General features: G+C 64.4%; 14 protein-coding genes. 3 read left to right on the top strand and 11 right to left on the bottom strand.

The window, feature by feature from the left end; genetic code table 11:
* Positions 1–93: 93 nt before the first annotated feature.
* The 7 genes from glgX to imuA form a co-directional block, all read right to left on the bottom strand.
* Positions 94–2190 (bottom strand): glycogen debranching protein GlgX, encoded by a 2097-nt coding sequence (gene glgX, locus OKW44_RS27640; protein ID WP_026225436.1) that lies wholly within the window; start codon positions 2188–2190, stop codon positions 94–96.
* A complete protein-coding gene (locus OKW44_RS27635) occupies positions 2180–4675 on the bottom strand; it encodes a glycogen/starch/alpha-glucan phosphorylase (protein WP_018418305.1) in 2496 nt (831 codons plus the stop codon). The genes glgX and OKW44_RS27635 overlap by 11 nt, the downstream gene beginning before the upstream one ends.
* Positions 4676–4708: 33 nt before the next feature.
* The gene (locus tag OKW44_RS27630; protein WP_018418304.1) at positions 4709–7105 is read right to left on the bottom strand and encodes a phosphoketolase family protein; all 2397 of its coding nucleotides are present in this window, start codon (positions 7103–7105) and stop codon (positions 4709–4711) included.
* A 233-nt stretch (positions 7106–7338) separates the two neighbouring features.
* Positions 7339–8298 (bottom strand): SOS response-associated peptidase family protein, encoded by a 960-nt coding sequence (locus tag OKW44_RS27625; RefSeq protein WP_018418303.1) that lies wholly within the window; start codon positions 8296–8298, stop codon positions 7339–7341.
* Between the two features lie 47 nt (positions 8299–8345).
* Entirely contained in the window at positions 8346–11495 is a 3150-nt protein-coding gene (locus OKW44_RS27620; protein WP_018418302.1) for an error-prone DNA polymerase, read from the bottom strand.
* A 19-nt stretch (positions 11496–11514) separates the two neighbouring features.
* Positions 11515–12984 carry a Y-family DNA polymerase gene (locus OKW44_RS27615; RefSeq protein ID WP_204357097.1) on the bottom strand — a complete coding sequence of 490 codons (1470 nt, stop codon included), beginning with the start codon at positions 12982–12984 and terminating at the stop codon, positions 11515–11517.
* On the bottom strand, positions 12914–13621 hold the full coding sequence (gene imuA / locus OKW44_RS27610; protein ID WP_026225434.1) for a translesion DNA synthesis-associated protein ImuA: 708 nt from the start codon (positions 13619–13621) through the stop codon (positions 12914–12916). Before imuA ends, OKW44_RS27615 begins: the two co-directional genes overlap by 71 nt.
* Before the next feature lie 82 nt (positions 13622–13703).
* Between imuA and OKW44_RS27605 the strand changes: the two genes are divergently transcribed.
* Together OKW44_RS27605 and OKW44_RS27600 are read left to right on the top strand one after the other, a co-directional pair.
* On the top strand, positions 13704–13988 hold the full coding sequence (locus OKW44_RS27605; protein WP_018418299.1) for a hypothetical protein: 285 nt from the start codon (positions 13704–13706) through the stop codon (positions 13986–13988).
* Between the two features lie 30 nt (positions 13989–14018).
* Entirely contained in the window at positions 14019–14426 is a 408-nt protein-coding gene (locus OKW44_RS27600; protein WP_018418298.1) for a GFA family protein, read from the top strand.
* 9 nt (positions 14427–14435) lie between these two features.
* On the opposite strand, the gene OKW44_RS27595 is transcribed toward OKW44_RS27600, so the two are convergent.
* Positions 14436–14846 carry a GFA family protein gene (locus tag OKW44_RS27595; protein ID WP_018418297.1) on the bottom strand — a complete coding sequence of 137 codons (411 nt, stop codon included), beginning with the start codon at positions 14844–14846 and terminating at the stop codon, positions 14436–14438.
* A gap of 306 nt (positions 14847–15152) precedes the next feature.
* On the opposite strand from OKW44_RS27595, the gene OKW44_RS27590 reads away from it, so the two are divergent.
* On the top strand, positions 15153–15563 hold the full coding sequence (locus OKW44_RS27590) for a MerR family transcriptional regulator (protein ID WP_018418296.1): 411 nt from the start codon (positions 15153–15155) through the stop codon (positions 15561–15563).
* 629 nt (positions 15564–16192) lie between these two features.
* Here the strand turns inward: OKW44_RS27590 and OKW44_RS27585 are convergent.
* From OKW44_RS27585 to OKW44_RS27575, 3 genes are all read right to left on the bottom strand, one after another.
* Positions 16193–16897, bottom strand: a complete 705-nt coding sequence (locus OKW44_RS27585; RefSeq protein WP_018418295.1) for a GntR family transcriptional regulator — start codon at positions 16895–16897, stop codon at positions 16193–16195.
* 190 nt (positions 16898–17087) lie between these two features.
* Complete coding sequence (locus tag OKW44_RS27580) at positions 17088–17765, bottom strand: YjbE family putative metal transport protein (protein WP_503129143.1); 678 nt, start codon at positions 17763–17765, stop codon at positions 17088–17090.
* A gap of 65 nt (positions 17766–17830) precedes the next feature.
* Positions 17831–19405, bottom strand: coding sequence for a hypothetical protein (locus tag OKW44_RS27575; RefSeq protein ID WP_018418293.1), 1575 nt, complete (start codon positions 19403–19405; stop codon positions 17831–17833).
* Positions 19406–19432 lie beyond the last annotated feature (27 nt).

Raw genomic sequence — 19432 nt, 5'->3', positions numbered from 1 at the left:
GTGGATTGTTCCGCCAGTAAATCGAAACTGCCCATGGCATATCCGCCACAGCATCGACATTAGAGGACAAGAACCCGGGTCATTTGCGTCGGTTCAGCTCGCTTCTTCCAGAACCACGACACTGCGTGCCTCCACGCGAAATTGATCGCTTTCGACAGCGGGCTGTTGCGCCGCTTGCACGATGTCATGCGGACTGTCGCGCGCGGTATCGACGATACGCCGCCAGTGCCGCCCGTCGGGCGCGGGCAACTGGACCGTGCGGGCGCAATCGTCCATGTTGAACACCGCGTGCAGTGCCGGCTCGCCAGGTTCTTCGCCGCCCAGCGTGACGGCGAGAAGCCGCGCGCCTGGATCGTGCCAGCCCGGCTCGTTCAGGCGCTCGCCGTGCCATGCCGCATCCGGCCGGGTCTGCCCCGCCGAGGGCCGGCCGGTCAGAAAATACCGCCGCCGCAAACTTGCGTGGCGTTTGCGCAGCGCGATCAGCTCGCGCACGAAGCGCGACATGGCCGAGCCGGCTTCAGTGGGTGTCCAGTCGAACCAGCTGAGCGTGTTGTCCTGACAATAAGTGTTGTTGTTGCCGCGCTGGCTGCGCAGCACCTCGTCTCCGGCGAGCGTCATCGGCACACCCAGACTCAGGAACAGGATGGCCATCGCGTTGCGCGCCTGGCGATGTCGCAGACCGAGAATCTGGGCGTCGCCGGTCCCGCCCTCGGTGCCACAGTTCCACGACAGGTTGTCGGAGCTGCCGTCGCGATTCTCGTCGCCGTTGGCTTCGTTGTGCTTCGACCCGTAGCTCACGAGATCGATCAGCGTGAAGCCGTCGTGGCACGTCACGAAGTTGATGCTGTTGTTGGGCAGCCTGCCGTCGTCCGCATAGAGGTCCGAGCTGCCCGCGATGCAGGTCGCGACCGCCCCGATGAGCCCCGGGTCGCCGCGCACGAAACGGCGAATCACGTCCCGATAGCGGCCGTTCCACTCGGCCCATGCCATGCCGGGAAAGGCGCCGACCTGATACATGCCGGCGGCGTCCCACGCCTCCGCGATCAATGGCACGCGCGACAGCACACGCGAAGACTCGATCGCCCAGGGCAGCGGTGGATCGACCATCAGCTCGCCGCGCTGGTCGCGCGCGAAGATACTCGCCAGATCGAACCGGAAGCCATCGACGCCGAGTTCTTCCACCCAGTATTCGAGGCAGCGCACGATGAACGTCGTCACCAGCGGATGGTTGCAATTGATCGTGTTGCCGCAGCCGGTGTAGTCCCGGTAGCGGCGCCGGTCGGCCGCGTCGAGGTGGTAGAAGATATCGTTGACGAGGCCCTTGAAGTTGATGACGGGGCCCGTCTCGCCCGCTTCGGCCGTATGGTTGAACACGACGTCGAGCAGCACGGCGATGCCCGCGGCGTGCATGGCGTCGGTCAGCGCGCGAAACTCCTGGGGCGCGCGCGCGGGATCGCGGCAGTAGCGAGGATGCGGGCTGTAATAGCTATGCGTGCTGTAACCCCAGTAGTTGCTCAGGCCGAGGGCCGCCGTGGCGGGCGGAACGTCCTGTTCGTCGAAGGCCATCACCGGCAGCAGCTCGACGTGGGTCACGCCAAGCTGCGTCAGGTACGGAATCTTTTCGATCAGGCCGGCGAAGGTACCGGGATGCTGCACGCCGCTCGACGGATCACGTGTAAAGCCGCCGACATGCAGCTCGTAGATGATCGCGTCGTCGAGTCCGCGCGAGATACGCCCAGAGGACGAGGGCAGGGGTTCCGTCACGATCGCGCGGTGGGTTTTGTGCCCGTCGGGATTCGGCTGGCCGACCGCAGGCCGCGTCCACAGCACGTCGCTGACCGCGCGGGCATACGGGTCGAGGAGTTCCCTGTCGGGGTCGAACGCGTAACCGCTAGAGCGCGTATCGCGCGGACCGTCCACCCGCCACGTGTAGTAGGTGCCGAACGACAGCGCTTCGACCATCACATGCCAGTAATAGAAGGTTCGGTTGCAACCGGCGGCGAGCGTGACGATCTGGAACGGCTCAGGGCTGTCAGCCGCGTCGTACAGCAACAGCTCGACGCGCGTGGCGTGACGGCAGAAGATGCAGAAATTGATGCCGCCGGGCACCGCCGACGCGCCCACGGGAAACCGCGACCCGGAGCGAACCGCATGAGCACGCACCGATCCCGTTTCAGGGTCATTGATCAAGGGTGATCCTCATCGGGCGGATCTTCCAGATCTTGTCGCAGTATTCGCCGATGGCGCGGTCGGAAGAGAACTTGCCCGAGCGCGCGGTGTTCAGAATCGACATCCGGGTCCAGCGCCGCGTGTCCTGCCAGGCGGCGCTCACGTCGTCCTGACGCGCCACGTAGGCGGCATAGTCGGCGAGCACGAGAAACGGGTCCGCGTGCGTCAGATTGTCGATCAGCGGGCGGAACATCTCGCGGTCTCCTCGCGAGAAATGACCGGCGGCGATCAGTTGCAGCACTTCGCTCAGTTCCGCGTCGTCCTTCACATAGTCCGCGGGGCGATAACCCGCGCGCTTCACACGTTCCACTTCGTCGGCGGTCAGGCCGAACAGGAAGAAGTTTTCGTCGCCGACCTCTTCGCGGATTTCGACGTTGGCGCCGTCGAGCGTGCCGATCGTCAACGCGCCGTTCATCATGAACTTCATGTTGCCGGTGCCCGATGCTTCCTTGCCGGCCGTCGAAATCTGCTCGGACAGGTCGGCCGCAGGGTAGATGAAGTGCGCGTTCTTCACATTGAAGTCCGGATAGAAGACGACTTTCAGCCGCCCGTTCACCACCGGGTCGTTATTCACGACTTCGGCGATGCCGTTGATCAAACGGATGATCAGCTTGGCCGTCGCGTAGCCGGGCGCCGCCTTGCCGCCGAATACGAAACAGCGCGGTGTCAGCGCGAGCTGTGGATCACGCAGCAGGCGCCGGTACAGCGTGACGATCAGCAATGCGTTCAGATGTTGCCGCTTGTATTCGTGGATGCGCTTGACCTGCACGTCGAACAGCGCGGCGGTGTCGACGCCGATGCCCGTGACGCTCCGGATATGCTCGGCGAGCACGGCCTTGTTCGCCTGCTTCACGCTACGCCAATGCTGCTGAAACGTGGCGTCGTCGGCATAGGCTTCGAGCTTGCGCAGTCGCGCGAGATCAGTGACCCAGCCAGCGCCGATGGTCTCGTCGAGCAGCCGCGCGAGCGCCGGATTGCAAAGCAGCATGAAACGGCGCGGCGTGACGCCGTTCGTGATGTTGTGAAAACGCTCGGGCCACAATTCGGCGAAGTCCCGCAGCACGGTCTGCTTGAGCAGCCCGGAATGCAGTTCGGCGACGCCGTTGACCGCGTGGCTGCCGACCGTCGCCAGATGCGCCATGCGCACGAGCTTGTCACCGCGCTCGTCGATCAGCGACATGCGTTCGATGCGCGCGTCGTCGCCCGGATAGCGCTGCCGCACCTCGTCGAGGAAGCGGCGGTTGATCTCGTAGATGATTTCGAGCAGGCGCGGCAGCAGGTTGCGCATCAGCGGCAGCCCCCAGGTTTCAAGCGCTTCGGGCAGCAGGGTGTGATTGGTGTACGCGAGCGCGCGCCGCGTGATGTCCCAGGCCTCGTCCCACGGCACCTGCCTGTCGTCCACCAGCAGACGCATCAGCTCGGCGACGGCGATCGACGGGTGCGTGTCGTTCAACTGCACGTTGAACAACTGCGCGAAGTGTCCGACCGGTTCGCCCTTGATTTCGAGCAGGCGCAGCATGTCCTGCAGCGAGCACGACACGAAGAAGTATTGCTGCGCGAGACGCAGGCGCTTGCCGATCTCGGGCTCGTCGTTCGGATACAGCACCTTCGACAGCGTCTCGGAGATGACCTTTTCGTTGACGGCCTCGTAATAGTCGCCGGCGTTGAAGTCCTGCAGGTCGAACGACTCGACCGCCTCGCTCTTCCACAGCCGCAAGGTGTTGCACGTGTTGACGTGATAGCCGGGCATCGGCGTGTCGCAAGCCACGCCCTTGACCTGCCGTGTGGGTGTCCAGCGCACGCACAGGTGCCCGTGTGCGTCGGTTTCGTTGTGGGTGCTGCCGCCGAACCCCACGTAGTACGCAACCTCCGGGCGCATGATCTCCCATGGATTGCCCTTTTGCAGCCACTTGTCGGTGGTTTCGACCTGCCAGCCGTCGCGAATCTGCTGGTCGAAGATGCCGAACTCATAGCGGATGCCATAGCCGATGGCCGGTATTTCCAAACTTGCGAGCGAATCCAGATAGCAGGCCGCGAGGCGGCCAAGCCCGCCATTGCCGAGCCCCGGCTCTTCTTCGAGTTCGAGCAGCATATCGAGGTCGACGCCGAGCGCGCGCAGCGCTTCGCGTGCGTTGGCCTCGATGCCGAGATTGACGAGGTTGTTGCCGAGTTGCGGGCCGATCAGGAACTCGGCGGACAGGTAGCAGGCGACCCGCGCATCGCTTCCGGCGTAGGTCTGTACGGAGGTTGCCCAGCGGGCCAGCAGCCGGTCGCGCACGCTATACGCGAGCGCCATGTACCAGTCATGCGGGGAAGCGATCGCCGGATAGCGGCCCCGCAGGCACAGCAGATTGTCGAGCACGCCGCGTTGGAGCGCGGCGGCGCTCAGGCCGGTGCGCGCTGCATCCGCGCTTTGCTGCGAGGTCGTGGTGGGAGCGTCGGCCATGATGCTTTCCTCGGTGCATGCTGCGCGTGACGTTCAGAAGGGCCAGACCCAGTCGGCGACCTCGGTGCGGTCCGTGCCATGCGTGTGCGCATAGTTCAGGTTGCTGACGATCGCGTTCCTCATGTCTTCCCTGAGATGCGCGGCTCTGCCCTGCAAGCGCGGCACGCGGTCGAGCACGTCGATCACCAGATTGAAGCGGTCCACCTGATTGAGAATCGCCAGTTCGAGCGGCGTGTTGATGTTGCCTTTCTCCTTGTAGCCCCGCACGTGCAGATTCTCGTGATTGCGAAAGCGATAGGCGAGCTTGTGGATCAGCCACGGGTAACCGTGGAAATTGAAGATCACCGGCTTGTTGGTCGTAAACAGGCTGTCGAATTCGCGTTCGGTCGAGCCGTGCGGGTGCTCGCTCGCCGGCTGCATCCTGAACAGGTCGACCACGTTGACGAAACGCAGCTTCAGTTCGGGCAGACGCTCGCGCAGGATCGCCGTCGCCGCCAGCGCTTCCTGGGTGGCGACGTCGCCGCACGAGGCCATCACCACGTCCGGTTCGGCGTCCTCGTCGTTGCTCGCGCGCCGCCACACGCCGATGCCTTTGGCGCAGTGCACGACGGCTTCGTCGATGGTGGTGAATTGCAGGTGTTTCTGCTTGTCGGCGACGATCACGTTGATGCAGTCGGTGGTGCGCAGACAGTGGTCGGCGACCACCAGCAGCGTGTTCGCGTCGGGCGGAAGATAGACGCGCGTGACCGAGGGGCTCTTGTTGGTGACGAGATCGATGAAGCCGGGGTCCTGATGTGAAAAGCCGTTGTGATCCTGCCGCCACACGGTCGACGACAGCAGAATGTTTTCCGCCGACACCCACGCGCGCCACGGCACGTGATTCCGGCTGATGTCGAGCCACTTCGCGTGCTGGTTGAACATCGAATCCACCACGTGCGCAAACGCTTCATAGGTATGGAAGAAGCCGTGACGGCCCGTCAGCAGATAGCCTTCGAGCCATCCCATCAGCGTATGTTCGGACAGCATCTCCATCACGCGGCCGTCGCGCGCAAGTTCGCCGCCGTCCTCGTCCTCGGGGAGCATCTCGGCCATCCACACCTTCTTGCTGACCTCGTAGATCGACTGCAGACGGTTCGAGGCCGTTTCGTCCGGGCCGAACACGCGGAAGGTGTTCATGTTCGCGCGCATCGTGTCGCGCAGAAATTCGCCGAGTGGCCGCGTGTTCTCCTGCAGCACCTTGCCCGCGTGCTGCACATCCACCGCGTACGCGCGGATGTCGGGCAGCTTCAGTTCGCGGCGCAGCACGCCGCCGTTCGCATGCGGATTGGCGCTCATGCGGCGCGGGCCTTGGGGCGACAGCGCCTTGAGTTCGGGGATCAGCCGGCCCTCGGCATCGAAAAGTTCGGCGGGCCGGTAGCTGCGCATCCATTCTTCGAGCACTTCGAGATTCGCGGAGTTGTTGCGCACATCGGAGAAAGGCACCTGATGCGAGCGCCACGAGCCTTCGACCTTGTGCCCGTTGAACTGCTTCGGTCCGGTCCAGCCCTTGGGCGTGCGCAGCACGATCATCGGCCAGAGCGGCCGCTCGAGATTGCCGTTCGCGCGTGCCTGCTGATGAATTGCGCGAATTTCGCCGAGCACGGTATCGAGCGTGTGCGCCATCTTCCGATGCATTTCCGCGTGATCCGATCCTTCGACGAAATGCGGCGTGTAGCCGTAGCCGACAAAGAGCGCTTCCAGTTCTCTGCTGCTGATGCGCGACAGGATGGTCGGATTGGCGATCTTGTAGCCGTTCAGATTGAGGATCGGCAGCACGGTGCCGTCGCGGGCCGGGTTGATGAATTTATTCGAATGCCATGCGGTGGCGAGCGGCCCGGTCTCCGCTTCTCCATCGCCGACCACGCAGGCCACGATGAGGTCCGGGTTGTCGAGCACGGCGCCATACGCATGCGACAGGCTGTAGCCGAGCTCGCCGCCCTCATGGATGGACCCGGGCGTCTCCGGCGTCACATGCGAACCGATATGGCCGGGAAACGAGAACTGCTTGAAGAACTTCTGCATGCCCTCGGCATCCGCGCTCTTGTCCGGATAGATCTCCGAGTAGGTGCCTTCCAGATAGGTGGGGCCGAGCACGCCCGGTGCGCCGTGTCCGGGACCGGCCATGAAGACGACGTCGAGATCGTCGCGTTTGATCACGCGGTTCAGATGCGCCCAGACGAACGATAACGCCGGGCTCGCGCCCCAGTGTCCGAGCAGGCGATACTTGACGTGTTCGACTTTCAGCGGCTCCCGCAGCAGCGGGTTGTCCAGCAGATAGATCATGCCGACCGAAAGATAATTGCATGCGCGCCACCACGCATCGATCAGCTGAAGTTCGTCGCTGCCGAGCGCGGTCTGCTGCGAAGCGTCCGCCGCGGGATGTTTGCCCATACCGACGTCTCCTGTGCTTGCAGCCGCAACCCGAGCGTGTGGATCGTGTCGGGCCCGCTGCACAGGCGCTTCGATGATTGATGGGGTCCGAATCGCGCCTGTTGGCGGACCTCTACAACCGGGTATTCTTCGCCAGCCGATGAACATCCATAACGCAGAATATGTTACTGCGCGAAGATTGCAAGGATGATCCGACACCGTCTCGCGCGGCCTCCGAAACCGCGGCTTGTAATTCAGGCCGCGATCCGATGTTCGTAGAACGGCCGGTCCCGATCATCGAGAATCGCGTACAACGCTGCCAGATCGCGCGGATCGGGATTCAACCACGCGTCGATATGTTCAGGCTTGATCGGAATGATGCAGCGATCATGGCCGGCAGCGGCCACCTCGGGTGGTGGATCATCGGTGATGGCCGCGAAGGACAATAGATCGGGCTCGCCTTTGCCGCTCCAGCGGGACCATAAGCATGCGACCAGCATGTCGTGAGGCGGATTGGGCCGGAACTCGAGCCGGACATTTTCATCTTTCTCGCCGGGCGCCGGTTCACGGCCTTCCATTCGCGCGCGCGAGACGTTCTCATAGAAAGAACTGGCCAGCACGAGTCCATGCGAATAGCCGAATAGCGCTTTCCAGAAACTTTCAAGACTGTCCCGACGAGCGTTGTACGTGCCGGGATAGCGGGTGTCGTACGATGCGGGCTTGCCGGCCAGGCGGCACTGATAGCGCATTGGTTTGACGACGCGCTGGCCATTCTCCATCACCATCACCGGCGCGTAGTAGCCTGGAAAGATGCGCGAGTCGTCTGCTTTGGGAGCGGTTCGGCCGAGGTCGTCGAGTCGCTCGAGCGTGCGGTCGATCTTGTCTTTCGCGATTCGTTTGCTCTCGGTCGCCACCTTGGTGGCTTTGGTCTGCAAAGAGCGCTCGGCATCGGCGAAGCGGGTGCGCTGTTTGAACAGTTCCTGTTCGAGCTTCACGGTCTGCTGCGATCTGAAGCGCTCGATCAGCGCCCAGACTTCCCGTTCCGCGTCGGACTGCGGTTCCGAGAAGGCGTCTTCCATCGCTTTGGGAATCCTGGCCTGACCGTCCTCTGCGCGTTCGAAGAAAAGACGCGCGAATTCCTCGATGCTCATGTGCGCGCCGAACATGCGGACGTAGCGCCGGTAGTCCGCCAGAATCTGAGCCGAATAGCACATGGATGCCTCCGTTTGCTGTTCCGATGATACGCATTTGCGCGCTCGCGTCAGCAGAAGTTTCTGCTCGTCGTTTGCAACTCGCCCAGCAGATGAGACATGTCGACGAGCCGCTGCGCGACGAGATGCCGTACTTCTCCCTGACACTGCCACGTGCCGTACACGGCGAGCAGCGCGGCGCCCAACGCTTCTTTGCGCTGTTTTTCGAGCAGACTCGGCCAGATGATCACATTGACGTTGCCGGTCTCGTCTTCGAGCGTGACGAACACGACGCCCTTGGCCGTGCCAGGACGCTGACGCACCGTCACCAGTCCGCAGCCGCGCGCGAGGCGGCCGTCGCGATAGGTCCGCAGCGTCGAGGCCGGCATCAGCCGGTTCGCGAGCAACTGCGGCCGGAGCAGTTCCAGCGGATGGCGGTTGAGCGTCAGGCCGAGCGAACGGTAGTCGGCGACGATGTCGTTCGCTTCGCTCGGTGCGCCCAGTTCGGGCGTTTCGTCCTGAGTCGCCGCGGCCGCGAGCATATCCTTGTCCGGCACCGCGACGACCGACTGCCACAGCGCTTCGCGGCGGTTTCCCGCGAGCGCTGCCAACGCATTCGCATCCGCGAGCGCATGCAGGTCTTTGCGGTCGAGCTGCGCGCGGCGCGCGAGATCGTTGACGCTCGCGAACGGGCGAACCGCGCGCGCGTTCTCGATTCGTTCGGCGGCGCCGTCCTTCATGCCGCGCAGCAGCGAAAGACCGAGACGCACGGCAGGACGCGTTGCCCCCGCACGGTGTTCGAGCGAGGAGTCCCAACCGCTGATCGTCACATCGACCGGCAACACCGTGACGCCGTGCCGCTGCGCATCCTGAACCAATTGCGACGGCGAATAGAAGCCCATCGGCTGGCTGTTCAGCATCGCGGCGAGAAAGGCTTCGGGTTCGTGACACTTGAGCCAGCTGCTCGCATAGACCAGCAGCGCGAAACTGGCCGCGTGACTTTCGGGGAAGCCATATTCACCGAAGCCCTTGATCTGCTCGAAGATCGCCTCGGCGAAGGCCTGGTCGTAGCCGCGCTCCTGCATGCCGAGCACGATGCGGTCATAGTATTTTTCGAGTCCGCCCTTGCGTTTCCACGCGGCCATCGCGCGTCGCAGCTGGTCGGCTTCGCCGGCGGTGAAGCCGGCCGCGAGAATCGCCACCTGCATCACCTGCTCCTGGAAGATCGGCACGCCGAGCGTGCGGCCCAGCGCGGTCTTCAACGCGTCGCTCGGATAGGTCACGGGCTCGAAGCCCTGACGGCGCTGCAGATAGGGATGCACGGCGCCGCCCTGAATCGGACCGGGCCGCACGATCGCGACTTCGATCACGAGGTCGTAGAACTTCTCTGGCCGCATGCGCGGCAGCATGCTCATCTGCGCGCGCGATTCGATCTGGAACACGCCGACCGTATCGGCGGCCGAAATCATCGCGTAGGTCGCCTCATCCTCGGCGGGTATGTCCTGCATTTCGAAACGTTCTCCGCGCTGTTCCGAAACGAGGTCGAGCGTGCGCCGGATCGCCGACAGCATGCCGAGCGCGAGCACGTCGACCTTCAGCAAGCCCAATGATTCGAGGTCGTCCTTGTCCCACTCGATCACCGAGCGGTCGGCCATCGCCGCGTTTTCCACCGGCACGAGCCGCGTGAGCTTGCCGCGGCTGATCACGAAGCCGCCCGAATGCTGCGACAGGTGGCGCGGAAAATTCAGCAGTTGCGAGGCGAGCTTCGCCCAGGCCTGAATCAGGGGCTGGTTCGGATCGAGGCCGGATTCCGCGAAACGCGCGAGCAGATCCCGACTGGTATCGAACCAGTGATGCGACTTCGCGACCGCATCGACGATCTGTGGATCGACGCCGAGCGCCTTGCCCGTTTCCCGCAGCGCACCACGCGGACGATAGGTCGACACCGCCGCCGCGATCGCCGCCCGGTCGCGGCCGTACTTGCGATAGATGTACTGGATCACTTCTTCGCGCCGCTGATGCTCGAAGTCGACGTCGATATCGGGTGGCTCGCCGCGCTCCTTGCTGATGAAGCGCTCGAACAGCATGTTGCCGCGCGCGGGGTCCACTTCGGTCACGCCGAGGCAGTAGCAGACCGCCGAGTTCGCGGCCGACCCGCGCCCCTGACACAGAATGTGCTGGCTGCGCGCAAAGCGGACGATGTCGTAGACGGTCAGGAAATACGGCTCGTACTGCAGGTCCGCGATCAGTTCGAGTTCGTGCTCGATCTGCCGCTGCACGTGATGCGCAATCCCCGCGGGAAAACGCCGCTGCGCGCCGATATAGGTTTCCTGACGAAGATACGAGGCCGGCGTATGGCCGGCCGGCACCAGCTCGTCGGGATACTCGTAGCGCAGCTCGTCGAGCGAAAACGTGCAGCGGCTCATGATGTCGACCGTCGCGGCCAGCGCGTCTTGCGGGTACAGGTTGGCGAGCCGCAACCTCGAGCGCAGATGCTGCTCCGCGTTCGGCGCCAGATCATAGCCGCACTGATGGACCGGTTTGCCGACCCGGATCGCGGTCATCGTGTCTTGCAGCGGCTTGCGCGAGCGCACGTGCATCACGACTTCGCCGAGCGCGACGACGGGCACGTCGCGGCTGCGCGCGACGAATTCGACCGCGCCGCGATGCAGGTCGTCCATCGCGCGTTGATGGAGCACGAGGCCGACCCATGCGCGGCCGGTGAACGTTTCGTCGAGCCATTCGACCTGCGCATCGAGCGCGTCTTCGCTGGCCGGGAAATCCGGCACGAGAATCGCGAGGCAGTCGGGCATGCCTAGCAGGTGGCGATATTCCTTCTCCGGCCGCGACAGATCCTGCGGCGTGAGCCGGTATTCGCCCTTGGGCGCGCGCATGCGCGCCAGCGTGATCAGCTCGGACAGATTGCCGTAGCCGTTGCGGTTGCGGGCGAGCAGGATCAGCCCGAACGCCGGCGAACCATCGGCGTTGACGAGCCGGAAATACGCGCCGACGATGAACGGCAGCTTCGCTTCTTTCGCCGCGACATGCGCGCGCACGACTCCCGCGAGCGAGCATTCATCGGTGATCGCGAGCGCGGAGTAGCCGAGTTGCGCGGCACGCTCGGCCAGTTCCTCAGCGTGCGACGCGCCCCGCAGAAACGTGAAGTTGGAAAAGCAGAACAGCTCGGCATACGCCGGCAGCATCGTGAAGGTGGTGTCCATGGCCGCTCATCCGCGCCTATCAGCCGAACAGGCCATGCAGGAACCAGCGTTGCTCTTCTTCCGCGTCGCGGCTGCTCACGCGCTCGCGGTAGATCCAGTAGCAGCTCTGGTCGTCCGCCTGCGCGACGAAGTAGTCGCGCGTGACGAGCTCGCCGTCGAACCAGCCGCTCTCGATGCGCTCGCCCGGCGACACCATGCGCAACGGCGAGCCATAGAACGGGCGGTGCTGGCGCATTAGCAGACGCACGGGCGTGTCGAGCATCCACGTCGGGCGGGGCAGATTCTGCGGCAGCGGGCCGGGCTTGACCGGCTGCGACACCGGCAGCCAGCGGTTCGCGATCTCCGGACGATGATCGGCGCTCGGCGCGGGTTTCAGCACGTTCTCTTCACCGAGCCGCGCGACCAGCAGTTCGAGCAGCCGCGCGTGATCCTCCTGCGAGCCGCCCGGTTCGGGAAACAGCGTGTCGGACGCGGGCACGGCCGACTCGACCTTCGACGCGTCGAGCCGCAACGCAATCACGGGCGCGGCGAGCTCGATACGATGCAGCCGCTCCTTCAGCAGCCGCATCAGATGTTCTTCGCGCCAGCTCGGCTCGCCGAGTGCGACGTCGATCGTGGTCGGCTCGATCGCAGCGCGTCCGCGCTCGTGTTCGAGCGACAGGCGAATGCCGGTGAGCGCGAGCTGTTTTGCGCACAGCCATCCGCACAGTTGCACGATCAGGCGCTGTGCGCCGAACACCGCGCCATCCGCGTGTTCGAGCCGGTCCGGCATCTCGATGCGCGCCGAGAACGTGGGCGGCAGTTCGAGCCAGTCGAACAGTTCGGGCGCGGTCCCGAACGCGCGGTCGAGCGAGTCGAGCAGATGTTCGCCGCAGCGGCGCTGCAAGCCGGCGCGGGGCAGGCGGCGCAGATCGGCAATGCGCTCGCAACCGAGGCCCGTGAACCAGTCGGCGAACGGGCGCACTTCGGGCACGGCGAGCATCGGCAGCGCGGACAGGCGCTGGTCGAGCGACGTGAGCTTCAGCACGCGCCGGTTGCCGAACTTCGCAAGCAGCCACGCGCCCTGGCCGGTCGGCGCGGCACTGATGCGCGCGGTGAAGCCGAGCGCGTCGAGGATGGCTTTCGCATCGCGGCACAGCGCGAGCAGGCCGCCGAAGAGCCGCAGACTCGCGCCGATCTCGACGACGACCGTCGCCTCATCGAGCAGCGCGACTTCGGGCGAGAAGCGCATCAGCGCGATACCCACCTCGCGATGGGCCGCCGCCTCGCGGCCGCTGTCGCGCTCATACATCTCGGTCTGCGGCGATAGCGTCAGCACGCCGCCGCGCTTCATGCCGGGACGCACGCCCGCCGAGCGCGCGGCGGGATCGGCCATGACCACCTTGTCTTTCTCCAGCACCGCGCAGCCATGCGCGGGCTCAGGCGACCACTTCGGTCTGAAGACCTCGAGCGGCAACTTTGGCAGATGAACGGCGAGAAAGACGCGCATGTCGGGAAAGCAGAACGGGAGTGGGTTGAAGGGGAATCGACAGGGACTCTGCGCGAGCGGGCCCTCGTCGTTTCACGATGTCGATGGTGAGACCTTCGGCCGATGGCCTGAGCGCGAGCCGCAGAAGCGCGGGGGATGCCTCCTGCGCGGTGGCGAGCGGCCGCACCATGATGAAAAGCGTCTCCGACGACTGCGCGGCCAGATGCAAACGGCGCAGCGAGGACGCCTGCGCGTACTGCGCCCAGAAGATCAGCGCGCCGCAACTGCCGGCGCGCAGGATCTGCTCGGCGGACCACAGCGCGTCGGCGGTTTTCGGCGCATTGATCCGCAGCACCTGCTGCAGCGACAGGCCGATGTAGTTGAGCCCGAGGCCGTCCGGCGTATGCGGCGGTTGCACGAAGACGAGCGGACGCTCGCCGACGGCGCTGAGCGCCGGCTGCAACAACCGCAGTTCGCCGACGCCGGCCTGCTGCACGAGCAGATCGACCAGCGCGCCGAGCGGCCAGCCGCCGCCGGGCAACTCCGCCGACAGGGCCGGATAACCGGTATCGACGCTGCGGCCGCGGCCAGCGCCAAGCTGGGACGCCCGCCACAAGGACGGGTGAATGGCTTCCGGTGCTGGCAGGGCGGCTGTCATTTGCGAAAATACCTGTATGGATATACAGTATCCTACATGGTTTTATGAGATAGCGAACAGGCACTTTTTTGGGGGCGGGTTCATGGACATGCGAGTGCGCAAGCCAGCCGGGCATCCGATGCCGGAGATCGCGGCATTCGTGGCCGAACTGAAAGCGGTGTTCGGCGAGCCGGGCATCGACGAAGCGATTCGCCGCGGCAAGGCGGGCGAGCCGACGTTTCATGCGCGGGAAAACGGACGCTCGGCGGGGACGGCGGCGCCGGTTGCGGCGAACGTCTGGCGCGCGGATCGCGCGGTGCGCGACCGCCATTACTGCGAGGGTTGCGACGGCTCGTGCATTGGCAGCGCGAAGTCGTGCCGTCCATAATTGCCGCGTCCCTCAACGCCGGAGAACCCTATGTTGCGCACGTACCTCGGAAGTTGCCATTGCCAATTCGTGAAGTTCGAGGCTCGCATCGATTTCGACGAGGGCACGTCGAAGTGCAATTGCAGCTACTGCAGCAGGCTGCGATTCTGGCATGTGCAGGTTCGCCGGGAAGATTTTCGCCTTCTTTCGGAAGAAGCCGCGCTGAGCGAATATCAGGGGCGCAATGCGGTCGCGCATCACCCGTTCTGCAAACGCTGCGGGGTCCACGTATTCGATCGCATCGATATGCCAAACGGCACAGGGTATCCGTATATCAACGTGAACATCATGTGCCTCGATGAACTCGATCTCGATGCGGCGTTGAATGCGCCCGTGACCTATCGCGATGGGCTGCACGACGACTGGGGCAATCCGCCCGCGCAAACACGGCATCTTTGATCGCACCGGTCAGGGCGCTCTTCGCGGATGGTGGGGAATGTCAGGCTGGTGGGCATCCAGTTGATGGCGTTCGGACGCGAATTGAACGAACTCGGGCTTGAACCGCGCAGGATCATCGAGCGTGCCGGCATAGAGGGTCACGATGTCCGGCGCATGATGCGGCGTAGCGAATAGCAGGCTGCCGCAATGAGCGCAGAAGTTGCGCGTCGTGGGCATTCCGCTGCCGCCGATCTTCGTATAAGGCCTGACGTCGCCTTTGAACGAAAAGCCGGCGGCTCTCACTACGACGACCGGCAACCCCGCGGAACCTGAAGCGCGCTGACAATCACGGCAATGGCAGATCAGTTGCGCGAGTGAATCACCGCGAGCTTCGTATTGCACCGCGCCGCACAGGCAGCGCCCGAGCCAGGGCATCGACATCGATCTTCTCCGGTTCAAATGATCTCGCGGTTTGTTCGGGAGCCTAAGAATAGGTGCGGCGGACAGTAGCTTAGCAGAGCTCGAACGTCGTTCAGCTATCGCATCAAATCAGCGAGCGACCAGCGCTCAAACTCGTTGCGCATAGACGTTGCACCAGCCGTCAGCGGCATCTTCAATGCACAAGACGCGCAGTCCATGCCCCCGATGCGCGGTTTCAGCGGCAGAGAAGAGTTCACCGTTTCAACCTCGACACGTTTCATCACGGTGACTACGATAGACCCCGTAGCTACTACAAAGGTCAACCAGATGGATGAATCCGCCACGCTTTCGATCGGCCAGCTCGCCCGCGCGACGGGTACAAAGGTCGAAACGATCCGCTTCTACGAAAAGAGCGGCCTGCTGCCCGCGCCAGCCAGGACGGAAGGAAATTACCGCACGTACACAAGCGCGCATCTCGGCCGTGTGAGCTTCATCCGTCGCGCGCGAGACCTCGGTTTTTCGCTCGACCAGGTGCGCGAACTACTCGAACTTGCCGACGACCGCACGCAGCCGTGCGGCGCGATCGACGCAATTGCGTCCGCGCACCGCGCCGAAATTGAACGGAAGATTCTCGGCCTGCAGGCGCTGAAAGCGGAACTCGACAGCCTGATTGATCAGTGCAGCTGCAGCACGATAGCGGAGTGCCGGATCGTCGAGTCGCTGTCGCCCGCCGGGTGATTAATACGTTCACAACCCAGATCCTTCGTGTAGCGACGATGGATCCACAACCCGACTGCCAAACGATTGCTGTTCGAAGCTCCGCAAATGACCGCCTGCACGATTTCCTCGCAACGCTGGCCGATCGCGATCGGAAACTACCGGGAGGAGCGGGTCCGACAACGTCGGGCGATGACAGATGGAACTGGGTTCATGTCACACACGGAGCAAGTAAGAGTGTCCATATAGCCAGTGACTCAAGCCGATTCGACGTATTACTCGACGTCACTGTCGCGAGGCCCATGTGCTTTGCACTCACAAATCAATGCAGCGCTAGCGCGAGCGGATACGTATGCCGGTGCCTTTGCTGTAGGGGTCGGTGAGTCGGTGCGAGGAACGTACGAGCAGCGAGAACTTGTATAGAGCTACCCATTCCGCCGATGAGACGGGGTGGTGCGGTGACCGCTGCATGGGACATTCTCGTCGAACTGCCGGAATGCTTTTGTAGTAGGGCCCTGGCCGGCAACTTACCGTCTGCCTTTCCGCGCTGAGCGCGAAAACTGCACAGTTACGGGAATATTTAAGCGAACGCTGGAGGCGCGATGCTTCGAGCAAACCGGGCGGCGAGCGCAAGCTGAATGGCCATCACACTACCTGGCGACGGCGTCCAGATAATGTTGGGCCGCACGCATGACGTGCCGCTCGGCGAGCAGCGCGGCAAGCGCCGCATCTCCAGACTGCACCGCGCGCAGAATCGCAGCGTGCTCTTCCCAGGTCAGCCGGATTTCGTCTTCCGTCGCGTTCATGAAAAGCCTGCGCGAGCGGTCCCGTAGCGTCCGCATCAGGTCGGCCAGCATGGTATTGGCGCCGGCTGCGTAGAGGAGATCGTGGAACCGGGCATTGAGGTCGAGCAGTTTTGCCGTGTCTCCGGAGGCCAGCTGCGCGTTGCCTTCGGCAAGCACTTCGGCCACCTTGCCGGCCAGTTCCGGCGTGCAATGCTCGGCTGCCAGCCGTGCGTTCAGACCTTCGAGCGTGGCTCGGATCTGAACCATCTCGCGAGCCGAAGCCGGGTCGAGAGAGGCGACGACGGCGCCATGCCGCGGCCGTACATCGACAAGACCCTCGGCAGCGAGCGCACGCAGCGCTTCGCGAACGGGAACGCGGGAGACGTTGAGTTCCTCCGCAAGCCGGCCTTCGATCAGGCGTGCGCCCGGCGCGTAGGCGCCCGACGTGATGGAGTCCCGGATTCGCGCAGTGACCAGTTCGGACAGCTGGCGGTGAAGGATGGGATTGGAGTTGGACGGCTCGCGCTGATCTGTCGCCGCTGTTGCTGGACTATCCGACTGTACGTTCATTGTGGTTCCACACTCGTCAATTCAGGCCAATGGCCCGACCCTGCAAGCCTGGACGGATTCTAACGTATTCGCGGTATTTCGTAGACAATGCACCGGCGCGCACGTTGACATGCCGCAGCGCTTGAAGCGTGCGAGAGCCGGCTCAAGGAATGGATGCCCGGCCAGCGCGCGCCAGCCGGGCACGTGACGCCTAGCCGGCGCGTGCGCCGCCGGCAGCCATCCGGCCCAGCAGCGGGACGAGCACGGCGGCCGCGATACAGGTGAGCGCGCCGGTGACCGCAGGACTGACGCCGGGCACCTGAGCCATCCACTCATACAGTGCGGCGCTGACCGACGGGTCCGCCATCAGCAGTTCGCCCGCAATCCAGCCGAGCAGCGCCGCGCCAATGTATACCAGAGACGGAACGCGATCGAGCAACGTCAGAATGAGCCGGCTGCCGAATGCGATGACCGGAGCGCCTATCGCCAGACCGACGAAGACGATCAGGAGCCGCGATCCTTCGGGAAGCGGCTGGGCCACGGCGGCGGTTGCCAGCGCGTTGTCGAGGCTCATCGCCAGATCGGCCCAGACGATCGCCATCACCGCCCGCCACAATGCCGCCGACGGATTGACCGAAGGTTCGTCCGCGGCAGGCCGGACGAGCTGCGTGCCGATCCAGATCAACAGCGCAGCCGCGATCACGTGCATGAACGGAATCGCCAGCAGCTTGCCGATGACGCCGATCAGCACGATGCGCAACAGAATGCCCAGCGTGGTGCCCAGCAGGATCCCGAGACGCTGCTGCCGCGGCGGCAGCGAGCGGCAGGCCATCGCGATGGCGATCGCGTTGTCGCCGCCCAGCAGGACGTTGACGAACACGATCTGCAACGCGGCCCAGCCTTCCTGCGCGAGCGGCGCAGGAATCAGTGAATACGTCATGTTTGGCCGTCCGTTCAACTGATCGCCACCGCGACGAGCGTGGCCGCGACGAGCCCGCAGACCACCGGCACGAACAGGGCTCGAACCGCATCCAGAACCGGCACGCGCGCGAAGCCCGTGACCGCGATCAGCGACGACCACGCGACCAGCGTGCCGCCGCCCGTCCACACCGCGCCCATCTGCCCGATCGCGGCCAGCGTGGCAGCCGGCATGTGCACCATCGGCGCGAGCGCGCCGGACAGCGAGCCGGTCAACGGAAGGCCGGCAAAACCGGAGCCGTCGATGCCGGTGATCATGCCCGTCACCAGCACGCCGAGCGACACGAGGATCGGGCTGTGCGGAATGAACTGGCTGCAGGCCTGAACCAGTTCGAACAGCAGCGACGGAACATGCGCGCCGGACTCGATGCCGAGAATCGGACCGGCGGTACTGCTGTCGCCGACGAAAAAGAAGCCGGCGATCGGCAGCACCGCGCCCATCGCCTTGAACGCGAACACGAAGCCGTCGATGATGTGCCCGGCCGTGCGGTCGAGAAAGCCTTTGCGGCCGTACGAGAGCGTCGTGAGCATCATCAGCACCGCGGCCATGCCGCCGATCAGCGAAGCCGCGTCGCCGCCGCGAATGACGGACGCGCCGACGAGCTGCGGCCGCGTCATGATGACCACCACCGCGAGGAAGGTGAGCGGCGTGACGATGGAGAACACCCGCGACCACATATCCCGCCGTTGCATTGGCACCGCGCTGCTCATGGCCGGCAGCGTCAGCGCCGCCGCGCCGCCGCCGGACATCGCGGGCAAGCCGTCTTCGGCGTCGGCATGCGTGCCGTTCGTGCCGCGCGCGAGTTCCGCCTTGGCGAAGCTGCCCTGATGGGCTGCCGGCTGATCGACCGGAACGATCTCGCCCGAGGATTCCCATTCCACCAGATTGCGCGCGCCGGGTGTCTTCACGTTCTTGCGCACCGTGAAGTACCAGCACAGTCCGAGCGCGACCGCGCCGGCCACCACGGACAGCAGCAGCGCCATATTGGCGACCGCCTGCATGTCGGCGCCCGCGGCCTTCGCGCTGATGCCGGGCGCGACCTTGATCACGTAGTCCGACGACAAGGCCATGCCCTGGCCGGCGACGGCAATGGCGACAGCCGCGCCGAGCGGCGAAAGGCCCGCGTAGATGGCGGCTGGAATCAGGATCGCGCCGACCAGCGGCACGGCCGGCGTCGGCCAGAAGAACAGCGAAATCAGATAGGTGATCACTGCGAGGATCAGGAAGGCCACGTGGCCGTTGACCATGATCTTCCTGAAGGGGCGCACCATTCGCACGTCGGCGCCGATTTCGCGCAGTCCGTTGAGCAGCGCGGTCATCAGCGCGATGACGAGGAAGATATTGAACAGCTCGTGGGCGGCTGTCAGGCTGCCCATGAAGATGGCTTGCAGACCGGTGAGCACCTTGCCCGAAAAGGCAAACGCGACGGCGAAGGTCGCGATGATGGCGGGCACGACGACATTCGCGCGCCAGATCATCGTGGCGACAATGGCTATGACACCAACGAGATAACAGAAATGCGCCGGCGTGAGCGCGGTAAGCGGATGCATGGGGACCTCGGCTCAGATAATGAAGTG

Source organism: Paraburkholderia lebeckiae, assembly GCF_050436325.1.
Classification (GTDB): Bacteria; Pseudomonadota; Gammaproteobacteria; order Burkholderiales; family Burkholderiaceae; genus Paraburkholderia; species Paraburkholderia tuberum.
Note: the sequence above shows the minus strand (reverse complement) of the source record. Positions and strands in the feature narration are given on the sequence as shown.

Coding starts and splice junctions, on each gene's coding strand:
- OKW44_RS27635 (WP_018418305.1), bottom strand. CDS start 4,675: ATGGCCGACGCTCCCACCACGACCTCGCAGCAAAGCGCGGATGCAGCG.
- OKW44_RS27630 (WP_018418304.1), bottom strand. CDS start 7,105: ATGGGCAAACATCCCGCGGCGGACGCTTCGCAGCAGACCGCGCTCGGC.
- OKW44_RS27625 (WP_018418303.1), bottom strand. CDS start 8,298: ATGTGCTATTCGGCTCAGATTCTGGCGGACTACCGGCGCTACGTCCGC.
- OKW44_RS27620 (WP_018418302.1), bottom strand. CDS start 11,495: ATGGACACCACCTTCACGATGCTGCCGGCGTATGCCGAGCTGTTCTGC.
- OKW44_RS27615 (WP_204357097.1), bottom strand. CDS start 12,984: ATGCGCGTCTTTCTCGCCGTTCATCTGCCAAAGTTGCCGCTCGAGGTC.
- imuA (WP_026225434.1), bottom strand. CDS start 13,621: ATGACAGCCGCCCTGCCAGCACCGGAAGCCATTCACCCGTCCTTGTGG.
- OKW44_RS27605 (WP_018418299.1), top strand. CDS start 13,704: ATGGACATGCGAGTGCGCAAGCCAGCCGGGCATCCGATGCCGGAGATC.
- OKW44_RS27600 (WP_018418298.1), top strand. CDS start 14,019: ATGTTGCGCACGTACCTCGGAAGTTGCCATTGCCAATTCGTGAAGTTC.
- OKW44_RS27595 (WP_018418297.1), bottom strand. CDS start 14,846: ATGTCGATGCCCTGGCTCGGGCGCTGCCTGTGCGGCGCGGTGCAATAC.
- OKW44_RS27590 (WP_018418296.1), top strand. CDS start 15,153: ATGGATGAATCCGCCACGCTTTCGATCGGCCAGCTCGCCCGCGCGACG.
- OKW44_RS27585 (WP_018418295.1), bottom strand. CDS start 16,897: ATGAACGTACAGTCGGATAGTCCAGCAACAGCGGCGACAGATCAGCGC.
- OKW44_RS27575 (WP_018418293.1), bottom strand. CDS start 19,405: ATGCATCCGCTTACCGCGCTCACGCCGGCGCATTTCTGTTATCTCGTT.